Annotated in this window: 17 protein-coding genes, 1 tRNA gene and 4 pseudogenes; 3 read left to right on the top strand and 19 right to left on the bottom strand. The window is 39.7% G+C overall.

All coding sequences use genetic code 11. The features are described from left to right. Positions 1-45: 45 nt before the first annotated feature. The 5 genes and pseudogenes from TY03_RS10350 to TY03_RS23115 form a co-directional block, all read right to left on the bottom strand. A complete protein-coding gene (locus TY03_RS10350) occupies positions 46-483 on the bottom strand; it encodes a hypothetical protein (protein ID WP_042369815.1) in 438 nt (145 codons plus the stop codon). Positions 484-1,028: 545 nt separating this feature from the next. Further along, positions 1,029-1,751, bottom strand: coding sequence for a hypothetical protein (locus TY03_RS10355; RefSeq protein WP_042369816.1), 723 nt, complete (start codon positions 1,749-1,751; stop codon positions 1,029-1,031). 43 nt (positions 1,752-1,794) lie between these two features. Then, the gene (locus TY03_RS10360) at positions 1,795-2,094 is read right to left on the bottom strand and encodes a hypothetical protein (RefSeq protein ID WP_042369817.1); all 300 of its coding nucleotides are present in this window, start codon (positions 2,092-2,094) and stop codon (positions 1,795-1,797) included. After that, the gene (locus TY03_RS10365; protein ID WP_042369820.1) at positions 2,094-2,306 is read right to left on the bottom strand and encodes a hypothetical protein; all 213 of its coding nucleotides are present in this window, start codon (positions 2,304-2,306) and stop codon (positions 2,094-2,096) included. Before TY03_RS10365 ends, TY03_RS10360 begins: the two co-directional genes overlap by 1 nt. Positions 2,307-2,532: 226 nt before the next feature. Beyond that, positions 2,533-2,661, bottom strand: a pseudogene (locus TY03_RS23115) (ASCH domain-containing protein); the annotation flags it as partial. 111 nt (positions 2,662-2,772) lie between these two features. Between TY03_RS23115 and TY03_RS10375 the strand changes: the two are divergent. After that, positions 2,773-3,174 (top strand): hypothetical protein, encoded by a 402-nt coding sequence (locus TY03_RS10375; protein WP_042369826.1) that lies wholly within the window; start codon positions 2,773-2,775, stop codon positions 3,172-3,174. 35 nt (positions 3,175-3,209) lie between these two features. Then, entirely contained in the window at positions 3,210-3,512 is a 303-nt protein-coding gene (locus tag TY03_RS21850) for a PAAR domain-containing protein (RefSeq protein ID WP_042369827.1), read from the top strand. Here the strand turns inward: TY03_RS21850 and TY03_RS10385 are convergent. From TY03_RS10385 to TY03_RS10415, 6 genes and pseudogenes are all read right to left on the bottom strand, one after another. Then, positions 3,490-3,837, bottom strand: coding sequence for a hypothetical protein (locus TY03_RS10385; RefSeq protein ID WP_042369829.1), 348 nt, complete (start codon positions 3,835-3,837; stop codon positions 3,490-3,492). The genes TY03_RS21850 and TY03_RS10385 overlap by 23 nt on opposite strands. Before the next feature lie 353 nt (positions 3,838-4,190). Further along, on the bottom strand, positions 4,191-4,589 hold the full coding sequence (locus tag TY03_RS10395; RefSeq protein WP_042369833.1) for a hypothetical protein: 399 nt from the start codon (positions 4,587-4,589) through the stop codon (positions 4,191-4,193). Positions 4,590-4,696: 107 nt separating this feature from the next. Then, positions 4,697-5,161: pseudogene (locus tag TY03_RS10400) on the bottom strand (PcfJ domain-containing protein); the annotation flags it as partial. Positions 5,162-5,188: 27 nt separating this feature from the next. After that, on the bottom strand, positions 5,189-5,896 hold the full coding sequence (locus TY03_RS10405) for a P-loop NTPase family protein (RefSeq protein ID WP_148335640.1): 708 nt from the start codon (positions 5,894-5,896) through the stop codon (positions 5,189-5,191). Next, on the bottom strand, positions 5,826-6,725 hold the full coding sequence (locus tag TY03_RS21460; protein ID WP_052332469.1) for a DUF4373 domain-containing protein: 900 nt from the start codon (positions 6,723-6,725) through the stop codon (positions 5,826-5,828). Before TY03_RS21460 ends, TY03_RS10405 begins: the two co-directional genes overlap by 71 nt. Before the next feature lie 176 nt (positions 6,726-6,901). Beyond that, positions 6,902-7,951 (bottom strand): annotated as a pseudogene (locus TY03_RS10415) (DEAD/DEAH box helicase); the annotation flags it as partial. A gap of 132 nt (positions 7,952-8,083) precedes the next feature. Between TY03_RS10415 and TY03_RS10420 the strand changes: the two are divergent. Continuing rightward, positions 8,084-9,367 (top strand): IS1380 family transposase, encoded by a 1,284-nt coding sequence (locus TY03_RS10420; RefSeq protein ID WP_042366226.1) that lies wholly within the window; start codon positions 8,084-8,086, stop codon positions 9,365-9,367. Positions 9,368-9,528: 161 nt separating this feature from the next. Here the strand turns inward: TY03_RS10420 and TY03_RS22385 are convergent. The 8 genes and pseudogenes from TY03_RS22385 to TY03_RS10450 all read right to left on the bottom strand — a co-directional run. Continuing rightward, positions 9,529-9,666 (bottom strand): annotated as a pseudogene (locus tag TY03_RS22385) (DEAD/DEAH box helicase family protein); the annotation flags it as partial. Beyond that, positions 9,663-10,124 (bottom strand): recombination protein NinG, encoded by a 462-nt coding sequence (locus TY03_RS10425; protein ID WP_042369842.1) that lies wholly within the window; start codon positions 10,122-10,124, stop codon positions 9,663-9,665. The pseudogene TY03_RS22385 and the gene TY03_RS10425, both read right to left, overlap by 4 nt. A gap of 240 nt (positions 10,125-10,364) precedes the next feature. Continuing rightward, a tRNA-OTHER gene (locus tag TY03_RS22390) sits at positions 10,365-10,460 on the bottom strand. 149 nt (positions 10,461-10,609) lie between these two features. Next, on the bottom strand, positions 10,610-11,347 hold the full coding sequence (locus tag TY03_RS10430; RefSeq protein ID WP_042369844.1) for a hypothetical protein: 738 nt from the start codon (positions 11,345-11,347) through the stop codon (positions 10,610-10,612). Then, positions 11,344-11,775 carry a hypothetical protein gene (locus TY03_RS10435; protein ID WP_042369846.1) on the bottom strand — a complete coding sequence of 144 codons (432 nt, stop codon included), beginning with the start codon at positions 11,773-11,775 and terminating at the stop codon, positions 11,344-11,346. Before TY03_RS10435 ends, TY03_RS10430 begins: the two co-directional genes overlap by 4 nt. 11 nt (positions 11,776-11,786) lie before the next feature. Next, positions 11,787-12,224 carry a hypothetical protein gene (locus TY03_RS10440; protein WP_042369848.1) on the bottom strand — a complete coding sequence of 146 codons (438 nt, stop codon included), beginning with the start codon at positions 12,222-12,224 and terminating at the stop codon, positions 11,787-11,789. Beyond that, positions 12,196-12,834: a hypothetical protein gene (locus tag TY03_RS10445; protein WP_042369851.1), complete on the bottom strand. Its 639-nt coding sequence runs from the start codon at positions 12,832-12,834 to the stop codon at positions 12,196-12,198. The genes TY03_RS10440 and TY03_RS10445 overlap by 29 nt, the downstream gene beginning before the upstream one ends. After that, positions 12,831-13,454 carry an ERF family protein gene (locus TY03_RS10450; RefSeq protein ID WP_042369854.1) on the bottom strand — a complete coding sequence of 208 codons (624 nt, stop codon included), beginning with the start codon at positions 13,452-13,454 and terminating at the stop codon, positions 12,831-12,833. The genes TY03_RS10445 and TY03_RS10450 overlap by 4 nt, the downstream gene beginning before the upstream one ends. Positions 13,455-13,458: the final 4 nt, after the last annotated feature.

Genomic DNA, 13,458 nt, shown 5'->3' on the forward strand with positions numbered 1-13,458 from the left:
AGCCTCTTAAACCCCGGCTTTCTTTTTCGTGCTATGGTAGCACCTTCAATTGATTAGCCCTTTGAATTTCAAACGATTTAGAATTTCGGTGTAAATATACTCGATATCCATACAAAAATCATCGTAATTCTGGTACAGAAACACGACATCAGCGCAATTGTCGGAAATTGTACTCTTCGACCGTACCTCAAGCACATTTGACATTTCTTCTCTCAATCCGGGAGCCATCTTTCCGCCGGCAAGCGTACTGGGTGAAAACAGGTACAGGATGATAAAAATAAACTTCTTTCGTTGGGTGACATTTTCGAGACATGGGGGACAATCTCTTTCGCTCAATATTTCAGCGAATATCTTGTAGATTTCATAGATAAGGCTCTTATCGGATAGTATAGGCGTAGATATTTCATTCTCTTCTTCAGATAGTTCCGATTTCTCGATTCTAATCTTTTTCAGGCGAATAATTTTATCAAAATTCAGTTCCATAACACGATTATTTTAAAAGTAAATAGTATATTTGCATCATAATCGTGTAAGGAGAAGAAGTTAAGATTGGTCGTGCTGTCTGCTTCTTCTCTTTCTATTTTACCGACTTATCTCTTTCTCGAATAGTCTTATTCTTTTCATCAATACTCCTACCTCACCTCATAGCAGAATAGATAGCACCTGCATATAAAAAGAGTTCCTCTTTCGTGGTGAGGAACTCTACTCGAATGGCTGCACTCTTTGCATCATTCAATATTGCTTTTTCTTTTCCCATAAGTTAAAACCGAAATTAATTACGTTAACTGTTAACAAGTTTATTACATCTATTAAACCATGTTATAAGACACGCTGATTTGCTTGATAAATTTGGAGGTTTCCAGAAAACCAGTACCTTTGCAATGTGTTTTTCATAGTATTAGATTTAAGGTTAACAAAGGTTGGAGCAAGGCGTTGCTCCTTTTTTTATGCCCATACGGGAGGTAGCCCCGTCCTCTATGCTGATTACTAACCAAAGGTTAATGAAAGGACGGGGACTGGGTGAATGATTAATCGTATTCTTCTTCGTCAAAGGAGGCATCGAAGGAGAAGTCTTCATCAATATCAACTTCGATCTCTTTCCGGGTAAACATAAGATTGAACATCAGTATTTCAAATTCGCTCAGCTTGCCTAAGTCCATACAGGTTTTGAAGTCGCTTCCGTTGAATCGAATCCATGATATTGTTGCTTTTTCTTCCGAACGTGGCTTGAATAGATTCAATTCAATGCCTTTATCGTATCTTTCATATCTTGTATCTTTTGGACTACCGGCTTTTATTCTTATGAAGGAAGAGTATTCTGTTTCGAAAGAGAAATCAATGCGCCCCCATTCTCTTTTGTCGTCAGAATCCAAATGATTCTCTATATACTCTTTGTATTTATTGAGAATGTCAGACATCTTGATGTCTTCGGGCATATTGAAGTATACTTTCTCAAAGGAATCACGCATGAGATTAATCATGTCATTCTTTACATACATTTCAATTTGCTCGTTCATTCTATCTCTAAGGAAGTTAGCATAAGCGGAGAAGTTCACATTGGATGCAACTTCGCTAATGACCTTTCCAATATTTTCTTCAATGGATCTTTTCCATTGATAGTTTTCGGTAGCTGCTGTGATGGCTTTTTTTACGTTGCTTTCTACACCATCAGCAATAAGTTTTTCAATTTCTCCACTCTCAAGTAATGAGTTTATTTTCTCGTTTGCAATTTTATTAATGTTAAGTTCCATTGTTTCGTACGGTTACCTATACACCGTAAGGTTTTTAAAGTTGTTATTCGGAAATTTTGATCCAGTGGGTAATATATCCTGTTTCGATATAAGGGTACACCCAATTGCATATATGTCTCATAACCATTTCCTCTTCGTGACCATCAACATGCTTGACTCTAGCAAGCCCTTTGGCACTCTCTTTAGGTAAGCAATCTTCTACACTGATCCATGGGGATTGCTTGGCTTGCCACTCTGCACCGGCTGCAAACGCATGATGCAGGTCTACTGCCATACCCTTCCCACTAAAAAATGAAAATTCTTTCTCTTGAAATTCTCTTGCTGCTTTTTCTAATTCTTTCATTATCGTTTTTCAGTTAAAAAGTTTTCAAAATCATTGGCATCAAAAATACGCTGTCCGTTATTGAGGACATACACGGTTAATTTATATCCTTCAATGTCAAGTATTCCTTTCTTTACGGCATATAGGGTACCGTCATCATTGGAAATATTATCGCCTTTTTCAATATATTCGTATTGAATGCTATCTAATAAGGCTTCAATTGGGGCTGTCATTGATCACCTCCTTTACAAATGACATATCACTCACACAACCGCAATATCGTTTGCCTTCAATTGCATCTATAACTTGTTGCGGTAAATTGTCAATTTCAACTATGTAAGTTTCTTTGTAAACAGCACCTTGACCGAGACTACCAAACATGCATTCCTTTGCAATCGTAGCAAATGCGTCTTTAGCTTGTTCATCAGTCAAATTGATTTTAAATTTCTTCCCACGGAAACCACTTGCATGGATCAGTACTCTTTGCCCGATATACTTCTTAGGACACGCCCAAGTTCGGTTCTCGATGTCTTTGATGCCGTGGACGATTAAGGACGCCCAAGGCTGTTTGATAGAAATAGTTTTCATAATCGGTATTATTATTTTATTTATTCTATTTTTGTACTATAAAAGTGAATGGTACATTCTTGAGTTAAGTACCTAGTTTAGTATAGATTCACATAACCAAATATAATCAGTATGGAAAACAATGGTATACTTGATATTGGAGGAAAATTTCTTATCGAATATGATGAAGAAAAGAAGCTAGTAAGAATTAGCACTCCTGGAAGTAACAAGATTGAAATTAGTGACGAAAAAAAGTCTATTACACTCACCGATCAACACAATAATGAGATTGTAATGGACAGCAACGGTATCACTCTAAGTTCTACTAAAGACATCATCCTAAAAGCCAAAGGCAACATTAGCATGGATGCCAACATGAAAATCAGTGGAGCTGCCAAACAGGACGTCAACCTCGATGGGCTGAACGTGAAAGTACAAGCGAAGGTAGGTGCCTCCGTCAAGGGTAACGCTACCGCGGAACTCTCGGCAAGCGGACAAACCACCGTAAAAGGTGCGATGGTCATGATAAACTAATAAACAATGAATGATTAACTTTTAATCTGAAAACAATGCCTCCAGCAGCAAGAATAACCGACATGCACACCTGCCCCATGCAGACCCCGGCGTTTCCCTCGCCGATACCTCACGTGGGCGGACCGATAGTTGGTCCGGGTGTACCGAATGTATTAATAGGGAAAATGCCCGCTGTAACAGTGGGCGATATGTGCGTATGTGTAGGACCGCCAGACACAATCGTAAAAGGCTCTTCCACCGTCATGATTGGTGGAAAACCGGCAGCACGCATGGGAGACAGCACCGCACACGGCGGAACGATAGTGGCAGGATGTCCTACGGTGATAATAGGTGGATAATTTTAGAATACAAACGATCGCCTCCATCTTTCAAGTTGGCAGGCGATCGTTTTCTTAGTGAGACGCATCCAATCTGTTCTTCACATCCTTTCAGTAGTTCGGTGAACTGACTGACGGTATCGGGATCAACTTTTATCGGCTGGCATCCATCGACTTGAATGTATGAGCACCTACCTTCTCCATCGAATAGCGAGAATTCAAGATAGTACCCGAATATCCATTCACCAGTATCGATGTAATAGATATGCACATCTTCGTACAGACTTAAGGCTATTTTGCAAGCGACTGCGGATGTTACACCGCAAGAAAACCATGCTATTATCATATTTTCATTATTTTTGTAACTTAACTTTAAAATAAAATATTATGGCTATTTACAGTATCATTTTTTCTATGAATGGTAGAATTCATAGTTGTACAGGAGAATCGTCTTATCCAAGCAAAGAACTTTATGAAAGCGGTAATTATGACAACAGTATAGTACAAGGCAATATTAAGCAATTTGTAAAATTGTATAAAGAGCAATATGACTTTGATACTAAATCCACGCATACAGTTATTAGGTGCAACCTTAAATTTGAGTAGCGATCCTCTTTTGCGATTTTTGAGGATGTTTGAAAAATAACATCCTCTTAATTTTATAACTGGAAATAGATTCATTTCTAAATTGTTATGAAGTTACTTACTATGTTCGTATGCGTTCTTCCCGGTTGCCCAGATTGTCGGAGTCAGCCCGAGTAATGGCATAAGAACAAATTCACTAAACGATTCAAACTTGACAGAGAAACAAGCATTTTCAGGCTCATAAACGATTTCTCCCTCAATATCAAACTCATCGTTTTCGTCAAACTTAAATTCTACGTAATCACTTTCCCAGAGCAATACACCATTTTTATCTGACATACCGGTACACATTAAGGGAATGTATTTCTGCGGGCGAGGACGCACATCAACAGAGGAAAAACCAGATCTAGCAGGTATTCCTAATAAATTGCGCATTCCTCTCTCAACAGATTGTGGGGATGTGAACATCTCTTTCCGTTCCGTGTCCCACATTTTTAATTTTATTGGTATCATAATTGCTTATTTTTAAAATTGTTTTTATGCCGTCAACTTACGACGAATAAGGTTGATATTCTTGTTTACAAGGCTGATGATACGGTCATGGTATTCTGTATTTTTTTTCATGCAACTTGCTTTATAAGATTAATATTTCCTTTTACTGCCTTGAGTATCTTATCGTGATACTTACTGTTTTTGTTACAAATTGATCTTGACTGTACAATCTCGAATGTTCTTAAGTTTAGCTCGATTGTTTCAGTTCGTTTTCCATCGACCGAAGCTGACAAGATAAGAGAATCTTTTTTCTTGAAATAGTTGCACGCATACACGCAATGATGCATTGTTGCCCCTTCTTCGGCAAACTCCTGTACGCTCTGAAGTACATGTATCACAATATTTCCCTCTTGTATTATTATTCCTAAGTACTTTGCTTTATCTTTAAGATACTGCTCTTCATACTTCATGGCTTCTTTAATATTCTTTTCAAGACGTAATTTCTCATCCTGTTTTGTTTTGAGTTTTACTACCTTTAGGTGTGCTTTATGCAGATCATCCGGAACAAGATATTTCGGTGAGCGCATATCACGTCCAAGCGCTCTCGATCAATGTATTTTTCATCTCCTTGTTTCTCCTTTGATTTCAATTACATTAAATAATTCCTTTACCCGATCTGCAATATAATCGCCATAGGTGTCTGAGAATTGAGTATTAGGGTCTAGGTTTGTAGTACCATGGGTTATAAACTCTCTCCTGTGTTCATAGCGAAGTTGCAGGATAGTTTGCACGACATTGATACCCGTACCAAAATGTTTGGAGTCGGTTGCCTCTCTTCCAATTTCATCTATGGCAAGATTGCACATACGTTCTCTATCGGTAAATTTAGAAATACCCTCCATCCCTTTCTCTGCATATAACAGTGCTATTTCTGCGGCAGAAGTGAATTTGAATCCAAGCTTATTATTGCTACATCCAAATCTAATTCGGTTTATTCTTGACTCATAAACTTGCAAACCACGGAGTAGAACTGATTTTCCGACACCAATCGGCCCCCAAAAGAGAAGGCCTTTACTATGATCTAACACAGAGTTCAATCCCCATACCCAACCATAGATAGCGGAAAGGAGTTTTTCGTTCCTGTGATCCACAATGAAACGAGGTTCTATCTCCTTCATGGATTCAATCAATTGAATCTTCCAGAACCTTTCTAATTCTTGCTTGGACCAGTTGATGGATTTCCCGGATAGATGAAATTTAGAAGGTGTGGGACTTGATACCGGCAGGCTTTCCCGTGCCGTCTTTATTGCCTGAGCTATGGTTTCCATTTTTTGCTTTAGCTACAATTTCGTTGTATTTTGAATTGATATTAGTTACGCTGAAATTTTCAAATATCCACCCTTCTTTTACCGAAGAGAGGAGCATTTTAAGTGCGTACAACATAGAATCATCGTCAACGGACATTTCCTTTTGTGTCCGTGAGTAGGCTATCTTTTTAAGTAAATCAGCCATGGAACCAGCATCTTTAGCCGTCCAATAGTAGGAAGAACCGAAAGTATTGAGATAGTAATCTTCGAATACACTTCTTGCGCTAGAGTTTAAAATAGCAGGTTTTCCTTTTTTAGAAACTCTTTTTGGCTTATCACCTCCCCCCTTGGGGGGTGTGGGGGGTATATTACTTTTCTTTCTCTTTACTTTTACTTTACTTTGTGTACTTCCGTTGTCATCTATTGAGTTATTGTATGCAATAACCTCGTTTTTGATGTCAGTAACTAAGTATTCGGTGATATATTCAATTTCTTCCCTTCGTACTACGGCACTTTTAAATCTACTTTGAATACCATTTGAAGTGAGGATTTTGTACTTCTCATAGAGTTCTTGATTGAAGAAACCGACTTGTAGAGCTTTCTTTATTACTTCTTCTACTGCACCCTCGGTAATACCAACAGCACCAATGCTGTCAGCCACTACAAAAGGTAAATCTTCGTCCCACGATATGTAATACCCTTTATCTCGGTAGATATTACATAGCAGGCAAATAAGTATGGAAGTCGAAGCTGGACCACAAGCTCTGGCAATCTTTCTAATCTTGACATCTGAGAAGAAATCAACGTCAAATGAAAAGTATTCTATCCCCTGTTTTAAAGGTCTTGCCATATTACTTCAGTTTAAAATAAATGCACATTACTTTTCTCACATTACAGTTCTGTTGAGGTATGTAAGTATTTGTAGCCGGACAGAGAAAACTGTAAGAGTTGTGAGGAATACCGTTTACGCACTTGGCGCAATCCGGGAACCGAATAATCTTCGGAGGTGGTGATTTCTTTGCCATATCAGAATCTTACGTTAGTTAATTGCCTACCCTTAGAGTAAACTGCCCATTTACCATTACCGCCATCTACGAGGCGTAAGTCAGATACCTCACCGAACCGCTTAATGTTTCCGCAAAGGTCAACGAACCATCCGGATTCTTTAGACGGGTGAGGGCGTATTGCCCGACCTACAATCTGATAATACATAGCGAGTGACATTGTAGGGCGTGCCATAACGATAGTATCAAGCTCTGGATAATCAAAGCCTGTCGTTAATACTCCAACATTGGCAACAACTGGTATTTCGCCTGATTTAAACGATTCAAGTCTCTGTTCACGTTCTTTCTTTGGAGTATCACCCGAAACAATAGCGCAGCCTGGTATCGACCAAGTTAACCTTTCAGCTTCTTTCAAGAACCGGGTAAAGACTAAGATGCCTTTACGCTTCCCTCCTATCTTTGGATTCATCAACCGTTGTACGATATGAACGATGTATCCATAGAAGTCTATTCGTTCATATTCTCGTTGAACTGACTTTTCCGTGTAATCGGCACCAGTGGTATTCACTTTCAAGTTGAGTTCGTTCCATCCGATAGGGTTCATTGGGAAGTAGTTCAGCTTTGCCAAATAGCCCATATCTAAGAGAGTAGATACCTGAACATGGTAGATAACATCGTAAAAGATATGCGGATTAGTCCGGGTGATGAACTTCAACATAGAACCAAAGTCACGGCTGGACGATAAGCGGTAAGGGGTTGCTGTTAATCCAAGAACCTTGCATTTCAGCATTGAAAGAAAGTCTCTGTACATTCCCTCTTTTGGGTTAACCAAGTGGCATTCGTCAATTATCACGTTCTTAAAGTGACCGAATAGTTCGGGATGCCCTTTAACCGATCCGATGGTGGCAAAGGTTATTCTTGAAATCTCTTTTGAATTGAAAGAAGCGGAATAGATGGAGCAATCAAGAATACCGTATGAACAGAGCTTTTTGAAGTTTTGCTCAAGTATTTCTTTCGATGGTTGAAACACTAAGGTGTGCCCATCAAGTCGTGACGCAATATCAGCTATGACCTTAAATCCGCAGTCATATTATTTTCAGAGAATCCAAACACTTGAGGATGAATAACATCCTCAAGGTTTGGTTATGTCACAAGATTCACCTAAATTAGTGCTACCAAACAAACCATAAAGGTACTTGTGCATATGACAACAAAAATAGCCATAAAATCAGATAATATCACTCCTTTTGGGGGTATATTTTACGCAATGGATGAATTTTCTCGTTTAGGACTGAATTCCGTGATCGATAAATCTTTAGGATTACGTTCTTCCTACGCCGGTTACCAATATAGCGAAATTATTTCGAGCCTATTTTGGATCTACTATTGCGGCGGTGACCACATCGAAGATATCGGCAAACACCTTGGCAAACATCTTGAATTACGCCCGGATACTGAAATCCCCAGTCCGGATACTTTATTGAGAGGCATAAAAGAACTCGCAGAATTGGATATCCACTATACTTCCCAAAAAGGAGCAAGCTATGCTTTCAATAAGGCGGAACAGCTTAATAGTTTGATGCTCGATATGCTCCTTCAAACAGAACAACTCAAGCCAAACACGCTTTATAACTTGGACTTCGACCACCAGTTTATTCCCACAGAAAAGTATGACACTCAGTATTCTTACAAGAAAAAACGTGGTTATTTCCCCGGCACGGCAACTATTGGTGGTAACATTGTTGGTGTGGAAAATCGGGCCGCAAACGCAAATGTCCGTTTTCGTCAAGCGGATACGCTCCAACGGACTTTTCGTCGTTTGGCCGATAGGGGAATATTCATAGACCGTTGCCGGATGGACTGTGGTTCTTATTCGGAAGAGATTATCCGTATGACACATGGCTACTGCAACAAGTTCTACATACGAGCCGGCAAATGTCAGTCTCTGTATGAAGAAATGACGAAAATCACAGATTGGAAAAAAGAAGAAATCAACTTCGAGAATTATGAAGTGACCTCCATACCTTTTACTTCCTTTTTGCAAGAAGAAAACTACCGACTTGTTATTCAAAGGCAAAAGCGTAAGGACAACCAATTGGACCTATTTGATGGTGAATACACCTATCGGTGCATCTTAACCAATGACCATGAAAGTTCTGAAAAAGACATTGTACTCTTCTACAATGCTCGTGGAGCCTGTGAAAGAACATTCGACATGATGAATAACGATTTCGGGTGGAGTCATCTTCCCTGTTCATTCCTCAAAGAGAATACAGTATTCCTGCTACTTACAGCCATGGCTAAAAACTTTTATGCTTACCTTATTGAGAAGGTTGCAGCCGTGTTTGAAGATATTGAACCGGTAAGCCGAGTCAAACGATTTATCTTTCGATTCATTACAGTTCCTGCGAAATGGGTAAAGACAGGCAGACAATGGGTACTCAATATTTATTCCGACAAACCATACAAGTTGCTTTGGAGTCCGTAAAAACAACTTTTCGTGGGATTACTTATGCCTTCAGCTAACTGGGGAAAGGGGAAGCTATGCCCTATAACCTGAAATCAAGGAGAAAAGCAGGGGGAAAAGCTACGAGTAGGAACTATTAGGTGAATTAAATCGCTATTTGAATCAGTTATAAATTAGCTGCGGATTTGAGGTATGATTAAACTCTTTCCCGAACCGGTAGGCAACACCATGATGGCATTGGTTTTCTTCTTGGTGTCTTGAAAGAAGGTTGTTGCTGCATCAGAGGCTTTTTGTTGGTAATCACGCAAGACAAAACTCATATTCCTTTCTCCTTTCGTAATTTAGCACTCAGTGCCTTGTAGTACTTGATTAACTGTTTATACTCAAACTCTGTAAACTGCCTACTGATAGCCTGTTTCGCTTCAAGTAAGATAATCCTCTGTTCGCCATACTTGGCAATCAATCCTTTTCGGTAGTTCTGAATGTTCCCTTCCATGAAGCGATTGCAGTGCCTACATTGAGCATTGCAGTTCGTTTCATCGAAACGGGTGTTCATGTGTTGCCGATTAATGTAGTGCCCGTTATCGGCTTGCTCAAATGGCTTTATCTGTCCGCATGAGATACATTTGAAATACCCATTTGGCATTGCATCACGAAGCCGGATGAAAAGGGAAAACTCTTTGTCGAGTTTGGCTTTTAAATCCGGCTTCTTCTTTACCTTAGCTCCCGTTATATCAAACAAGGGCTTTTCTTTCTTCTTCTTTCGATTGAACATCATAAGATTATTTTTTGATTTGTGGACGGTGAGAGAATCGAACTCCCCAGAGCGACCATAAGTCGGTCAGTTCCATGCAACCGCCCGTTTTTCAGCTACTTTCACAAGCAACTGAAACACTATGAATTTTTATTACGAACAATTTTATGTATCAGTTTCTACCTATGTGAGCATCTAACCCGTACCCATATCGACTTAATACATTAGTATGAGTTCAAACCAACACGTTACTACGTGAGATTGTGGAGAAGCCCCGATTCGAACGGGGATGGGCTTTACTGCCAATAAGCGATAGCCCCGGCATACGTTCCGTGCGTCTACCAATTCCGCCACTTCTCCATGTGCAAGTTCCAACTACTTCTGCTACTTGCAAGCTACGCTACGCATAAAGGATATACGGCTTCCTTTCTACTACTATGATAAAACTAAATTAAAACCGGGGCATACTCCCGACGGCATCCATTATGCCGGCATTGTTGAATGATTAATTATACTTCAATGATTACAATGTCTGGTGCAATCTCTCGGATTGAATCCAGCTGTTCATCAATCACCTTGTTCTTGTACTCTTCGATGGCTTCATTAGCACCTGCAGATACAAGAGAAAGAGAAACATCACGACCGTCAACGTCCGCATAGATTTCAACTTCGATTTCTTCACAGGCAAAGCCCTTGAATAGAGGGATGTTTAGTTTGAAAGATTTCGGCAAGTTGGAATCTACTACTTGTGAGTAATTATCCGTTTTGCTTCCGTTCTCTTCTTTGCTGCGTTCAATGTCTTGATTTACCTTTGCCTTGAAATTCTTCAAAGTGGAAACAAGCATCATGTTTTGTGATTTATCAGTAAAGAAAGCACGGTGCATCTTGATAAACTTGGAAAGCTTTATAGGCTCCCATTTCTTTTCAGAGTTGATACCAAACTCTTCCATTTCTTTGGATGTCAGTAATACCCCACGAATACCGTTGTTATAATAATCCGTTTCTTTATCGACTAAACTGATTTTCATATCATCACGATCAACGGTGATATTCGCTTGCTTTTGGTCGATAAGTCCTATACGTTTTTCAAGCCAACGAAATGGACTATCAATCGTCCCGGTAATATTTACAGGTATAGGGTCTCTCGGATCGAGTGCTACGGGTGCTTTACCTTCTCTCAATACTACTTCAATCGGTGTACCGTTGTAATCCTTCGGTACTACTACATTTAATTTACTTTCAGTCATGATTCTGTTCCTGTTTTACGGTTAATACTAAACATCGTTTTCTGCATTTCTTGTGGCATGATAGGGCGAGAATAAACCAATTCACCGAGCTTGTTGTAATACCCTGCCATCTTTTCGCTATGGTCGAGTATCTTCACACACTCTTCATGAGGAATATATTCCGTACCTTTCTTGATATTCTCAAGAAGCGTCTGCTTCTCTTCATTGAGAGGCTTTAGCTGCTCCTTGTAGCCGTCGGCAACTTCTTTCTTCTCTATCTCGATGTCGTTTATCTTAATAGAGGTTTCAGCTAGCAACTCTTTCTTTTGAGATAACTCTTCGGGGCTGAACCGGTGAGTATAGCCAATTTCTTCTACGGCATCCGCATTGTCTTGCAGAAACTGCCATCTATCCTTTTCGGGGATGTCTTGACCTAAAAATTTCTCCATAAATTTGTTGATTAAATAAATTCTTTGTTTCTTTCTATTTCCTGTTGTATATGGATTAGGAACTGATTCTCATTCGGAGCTGGTAAGTAAATCCCTGCTTGAGCTGAAGAATAGTTTCTGAATCGTTCAATAGCTGTAGTCATTTCGCCCGTGGTGAGTTCTGAACTGCTTCGCATGTGAGTTATCTCCACGCCTTGCTTGTTGACCTTCTTGCGCTCGAATAGGTCACGATTACAAGCCTTTTTAAAATAATCCAACTTAACTTCTTCGAGGCTGTACCCCGTTTCACAAGCGAAGAAGGACAATATTAAATGAAGGTATGAATTTTGAGCTAACGTGCGGTTGGGAAGCCTCTTTTTGACTTCTACAACCGCTCTTTGCTGAAACATCTTATTTACATACTCTTTATACTTAGCATGCTCATGCGGATTGTCGAGGTTGAATATCATAGCAATCTTTTATTTGTTGGAAAATAACTCCTCGCTCTTTTATTTTTGAAATGACTCTTTCGTCCCTATGGATACGTATAAGAGTAACATCATCATCCGTTATCACCCGGTGATAATTGATTTCGTCGTCATAATTATTTACGCAAAGGAATACCATATAGCAGGAATCAAGTCTTGTGCAGTATAACTGTTCTTGCACCTGCTCGTAATACTTTTTATGGCTCTTCTTTACATACGCAACAAGTTTTTCATTGTCTCCTTTGATGGGCTGGATATTGTCTACATAGTCATTTAGATAGAGCGTTTTTAGCTCCCTAAAGTCGAATAGCTTTCCGTCCTTTATCTCAGCAAAGTCCAAAGAGGCTTTAAAGACATCCATCTCATCCGAATAAACCACATATTGAGGAATAAACCACATTGGAAGTGATGCGAGGTATCTATCTTCTAATATGGAACCCGTCCTTAATGCGTCGATTGGACTTGCTTTTGCATTGTAGTGGGGCTTTACCCCACTGACAAATCTTTGCATTAAGGATATATGCGCTTTGGTGTTCTTCCCTGCCATCAAGGCAGCGACATCACCAGAACCGATATACATTGTTTCTGTCATACCATTCCACGAGTTTTCATGCCTTTAAAGATGTCGTCAATTTCATTTGCCGAAAGCTCGTCTACTGTCCCCTTGTTGAAGCGTTGAAGCATAGCAGAGCAAGTATTTGAGTTGGACATCAAGAAGTTGGTTACAGCGATTCTCTTTTCGTCCGGCGTTTTAACGGCTGTTTGTTCTTTTGATTTTCCGTCGTCCGGGTCTTCTCCGGTGGCAATCTTGTAGGCATTCAGTAGCGCATACTTTCTTGCATAGGTTGCAGCCTTTCCGAATCCTTTGTCGCCGGGATCAAGACCTCGCCCGAAACTCTCTACGTCGATGAACTCTTCCGGCTTTCCAAGATTGATGATTCTAAGTGTCATTTTCACTATATCGACATAGCTTATTGATTCCCCGCCACCGTCTTTCATCACCTTGACGATGTCCGACCTTACTAACTCTTGTTTGATTGGGATGCTAACAAGACCGTGTTTGGTTTCGGCATCTTTCACTTCAAGGGTAACATCTATATCCTGAACGGCTTTGTAGGAATAGCTTCCTTTGCCTACTGTCATGTTCTTTTCAATATTCTTTATATCATTAGATACTGCCTGTATTTTTTGATACAAATTCAATTCACTCATAATC

Source organism: Bacteroides neonati, from assembly GCF_000499785.1.
In the GTDB taxonomy this organism is placed as follows: Bacteria; Bacteroidota; Bacteroidia; order Bacteroidales; family Bacteroidaceae; genus Bacteroides; species Bacteroides neonati.

What these genes read in the sequence shown, in the direction of transcription:
- TY03_RS10430 (WP_042369844.1), bottom strand. Translation starts at nt 11,347, where the DNA reads ATGACTGAAAGTAAATTAAATGTAGTAGTACCGAAGGATTACAACGGT.
- TY03_RS10405 (WP_148335640.1), bottom strand. Translation starts at nt 5,896, where the DNA reads ATGGAAACCATAGCTCAGGCAATAAAGACGGCACGGGAAAGCCTGCCG.
- TY03_RS10425 (WP_042369842.1), bottom strand. Translation starts at nt 10,124, where the DNA reads ATGATGTTCAATCGAAAGAAGAAGAAAGAAAAGCCCTTGTTTGATATA.
- TY03_RS10450 (WP_042369854.1), bottom strand. Translation starts at nt 13,454, where the DNA reads ATGAGTGAATTGAATTTGTATCAAAAAATACAGGCAGTATCTAATGAT.
- TY03_RS10445 (WP_042369851.1), bottom strand. Translation starts at nt 12,834, where the DNA reads ATGACAGAAACAATGTATATCGGTTCTGGTGATGTCGCTGCCTTGATG.
- TY03_RS10365 (WP_042369820.1), bottom strand. Translation starts at nt 2,306, where the DNA reads ATGACAGCCCCAATTGAAGCCTTATTAGATAGCATTCAATACGAATAT.
- TY03_RS10355 (WP_042369816.1), bottom strand. Translation starts at nt 1,751, where the DNA reads ATGGAACTTAACATTAATAAAATTGCAAACGAGAAAATAAACTCATTA.
- TY03_RS10360 (WP_042369817.1), bottom strand. Translation starts at nt 2,094, where the DNA reads ATGAAAGAATTAGAAAAAGCAGCAAGAGAATTTCAAGAGAAAGAATTT.
- TY03_RS21460 (WP_052332469.1), bottom strand. Translation starts at nt 6,725, where the DNA reads ATGGCAAGACCTTTAAAACAGGGGATAGAATACTTTTCATTTGACGTT.
- TY03_RS10435 (WP_042369846.1), bottom strand. Translation starts at nt 11,775, where the DNA reads ATGGAGAAATTTTTAGGTCAAGACATCCCCGAAAAGGATAGATGGCAG.
- TY03_RS10440 (WP_042369848.1), bottom strand. Translation starts at nt 12,224, where the DNA reads ATGATATTCAACCTCGACAATCCGCATGAGCATGCTAAGTATAAAGAG.
- TY03_RS10420 (WP_042366226.1), top strand. Translation starts at nt 8,084, where the DNA reads ATGACAACAAAAATAGCCATAAAATCAGATAATATCACTCCTTTTGGG.
- TY03_RS21850 (WP_042369827.1), top strand. Translation starts at nt 3,210, where the DNA reads ATGCCTCCAGCAGCAAGAATAACCGACATGCACACCTGCCCCATGCAG.
- TY03_RS10350 (WP_042369815.1), bottom strand. Translation starts at nt 483, where the DNA reads ATGGAACTGAATTTTGATAAAATTATTCGCCTGAAAAAGATTAGAATC.
- TY03_RS10385 (WP_042369829.1), bottom strand. Translation starts at nt 3,837, where the DNA reads ATGATAATAGCATGGTTTTCTTGCGGTGTAACATCCGCAGTCGCTTGC.
- TY03_RS10375 (WP_042369826.1), top strand. Translation starts at nt 2,773, where the DNA reads ATGGAAAACAATGGTATACTTGATATTGGAGGAAAATTTCTTATCGAA.
- TY03_RS10395 (WP_042369833.1), bottom strand. Translation starts at nt 4,589, where the DNA reads ATGATACCAATAAAATTAAAAATGTGGGACACGGAACGGAAAGAGATG.